The organism is Kitasatospora sp. NPDC057015 (assembly GCF_042673745.1).
Lineage (GTDB): Bacteria > Actinomycetota > Actinomycetes > Streptomycetales > Streptomycetaceae > Kitasatospora.
The window spans coordinates 1-2906 of sequence record NZ_JBHUSG010000124.1; the positions used below are offsets into that span (position 1 = coordinate 1).

Sequence of the window (2906 nt, forward strand, 5' to 3'; positions counted from 1 at the left end):
GTGTCGGCGTACACATGAACGTCCCCACCCACGTACGGGTGAAAAGGGACAGTTGTTGATGCGGTGAGACCTGGTTGCTCGGCACCCTGCTGGTAGGTCGGTGTGGGGTGGCGGAAGGGGCTGGCAGTGGTCTTGGATCCGCATCGCTGGTTGGAGCTTCGGCGCTTCCGTGGTCTGTTGGAGTCCGGGGCGATGAGCCTGTCGGAGATCGCCAGGGAGACCGGGCTGGACCGGAAGACGGTCCGCAAGTACCTTTCGGCCCCCGGTCCGGCGACGCCTCCGCGCCGGTCGCCGACCGGGCGGTCCCGGGCGAGAGTGATCGACGAGTTCGCCCCGCTGGTCGACTCGATGCTCCGCGCGGAAATCCTGATGAAGGCCGCGGTTATCCACGAGCGGCTGGCCCACGAGTACGGGTTCACCGGGAACTACCAGCGCGTCAAGCTCTACGTTCAAACGGCCCGGCCCCGGATCGCCGAGGAACTCGGCATCACGCCGAAGGAACTGGCGGGGATGCACCGCAGGTTCGAGGTCATCCCGGGCGCCCAAGCTCAAGTGGACTGGGGCGACGAGGGCAAGATCCTCGACCACATGGGCATTGCGAAGGTCTACTCCTTCCACATGACGCTGTCGTACTCGCGTGACCCGTTCTGCTGCTTCACCACGAGCCAGGACCTGCAGACGTTCTTCGACTGCCACCGGCGGGCGTTCGCCCACTTCGGCGGGGCGCCGATGACGATCGTCTACGACCGCACCAAGACCGTCGTCCGTCGGCACGTCGCCCCCGGCGAGGCGGTCCCGCTTCATCCGGAGGCGGTCGGCTTCGCCGGCCACTACGACTTCGACATCGATGTCCTGGCCGCCTACCGGCCCCAGGGCAAGGGCCGGGTCGAGCGGCAGGTGCTGATCGTCCGCGACCACGTCCTGTCCGGCCGGTCCTTCTCCTCCATCGAGGAGATGGACGCCGCGTTTGCCGCCTGGGTGCCGCAACGACGCGCCCAGATCCACAAGACGCACCGAGAGGTCATCGCCGAGCGGGCAGCCCGCGACCACGCGGCCCTCAAGGCCCTGCCCCCAACCCCGTATCTGGTGGCCGAGCGACAACTGCGGCACGTCGGCAAGGACTGCCTAGTCGCCTTCGACGGCAACCTCTACTCGGTGCCCGCCCGCCGGGTCCGCCCCCGGCAACTGGTCGAGATCCGGGCCACCAAGTCCCAGGTCATGCTGCATTCCACCCTCACCGACGCTGGCGACGCCACGTTGCTGGCCGCGCATTCCCGGGCGGTCGGCCGCGGCGCCCGCATCGTCGACGAGAGGCACTGGGACGGCCTGCCCACCGGCCAGGGACGCCGGACCACCACCGGCGAGATCCCCATCCAGCCTCGCCACGACCGACCCATCGGCCAGGAAGCCGGCCCGTTGCGGGCCCTGCTGCACCGGGCCGCGGCGACACAGGTCGAGGTCGGCCGCCGCCCGCTGTCGATCTACGACGAGCTGACCGGAACCCGGCCCTTCACCACGAACCGAACGACGAAGGAGTCCTCTTGAGCGAGCTGACCGGCAACCGCATCCGCATCACGGCCGGCAAGCTCGGCCTGTCCCATCTGGCAGAGACCATCAACGAGTTCACCCGTCGGGCGGACGAGGCGAAGATGGGCTACGTGGACTTCCTCGACCTGGTCCTGTCCGAGGAACTGGCAGTCCGCGACGACCGCCGGTTCCGCCAGGGCCTGCGGCTGTCCCGGCTGCCGCACCACAAGACGCTGGACGAGTACGACTTCTCGTTCCAGACCGACCTGGACCCGCGCAAGGTCAAGGACCTGGCCACCCTGTCCTTCGTCGAGGCCAAGGCGAACGCCGCGCTCCTGGGGCCGCCCGGGGTCGGAAAGACTCACATCGCCGTCGCTCTCGCGGTGGCGGCCTGCCGGGCCGGCTACTCGATCTACTTCACCAGCCTCGACGACATGGTCCGCAACCTCAAGGCCGCCGAGACAGCGGGACGGCTGACCAACAAGCTCGGCACCTACCTGCGGCCGAGCGTCCTCGTGGTCGATGAGGTCGGCTACCAGCCCTTGGAACGCGCGGAGGCGAACCTGGTCTTCCAGGTCATCTCCAAGCGTTACGAGAAGGGCTCGATCATCCTGACTTCGAACAAGACCTTCAGTGAATGGGGTCAGGTCTTCGGCGACGAGGTCCTGGCCACCGCCATCCTCGACAGGCTCCTGCACCACTGCGACGTGATCTCCATCAACGGCCCCAGCTACCGGCTCAAGAACCGCCTCAAGGCCATCGAGCGGGACACCGAAGTGGCCTGACAGCCAGGGCAATCCCCTGGACCACCGTGATGGAGTGGGCCAAGCTGCAGGGGTGAGCACTGACACGAATCCGGTCGAACACCCCGACCGGTGGATCCTGAACCTCCGGGGCCGGCGCGTTGCCAAGGTCGCCCTCGACCCCCATCTGGAACTGTCCCTCGGCTCGGGATGGGACGTCGTCCTGGAGAGCCGCGCTGTCCTGTCGCACGGGTCGGCTCTGACAAATCCCAGTATTCCCCTGACCCCGACCTCGCGGAACATAGCCGCCCAACTGCTCGGGACATCGGTCCTGTCCGCGATCGCATTCAAGTCCGGCGCTCTGAGGATGGTGTTCGACGCCGGCCTGCACCTGAACTGTTCAGACGGCCCGGCGGGGGCGGCATGGGAGATCACCGGACCACAGGGCTGGTGCTTCACATCAATGCCCGGCGGCGGTCTCACAGTCTCGCCCGGCAGAGCAGAAGCGCAGTGAAAGCCCGCCAGGCCTGACAACAAGCGTGCTCACACCCCAAGGCCCGGGAGGCGGAAGTGGCCTGGCGCCTGGGGACGTTCACGTGTACGCGGATGGGGAGTTAAAGCCGTACGCCGACACCG

At 67.5% G+C, this 2906-nt stretch carries 3 protein-coding genes; all 3 read left to right on the forward strand.

Annotated features, from left to right (window positions below):
* Positions 1–126: 126 nt before the first annotated feature.
* Genes istA through ACFTWP_RS41460 form a run of 3 tightly spaced genes read left to right on the forward strand, consistent with a single transcriptional unit; the run spans position 127 to position 2784 of the window.
* Positions 127–1545 carry an IS21 family transposase gene (istA, locus tag ACFTWP_RS41450; protein WP_380270358.1) on the forward strand — a complete coding sequence of 473 codons (1419 nt, stop codon included), beginning with the start codon at positions 127–129 and terminating at the stop codon, positions 1543–1545.
* Positions 1542–2312 (forward strand): IS21-like element helper ATPase IstB, encoded by a 771-nt coding sequence (istB, locus tag ACFTWP_RS41455; RefSeq protein ID WP_380270359.1) that lies wholly within the window; start codon positions 1542–1544, stop codon positions 2310–2312. Before istA ends, istB begins: the two co-directional genes overlap by 4 nt.
* A gap of 52 nt (positions 2313–2364) precedes the next feature.
* Positions 2365–2784: a DUF6188 family protein gene (locus ACFTWP_RS41460; RefSeq protein WP_380270360.1), complete on the forward strand. Its 420-nt coding sequence runs from the start codon at positions 2365–2367 to the stop codon at positions 2782–2784.
* Positions 2785–2906: the final 122 nt, after the last annotated feature.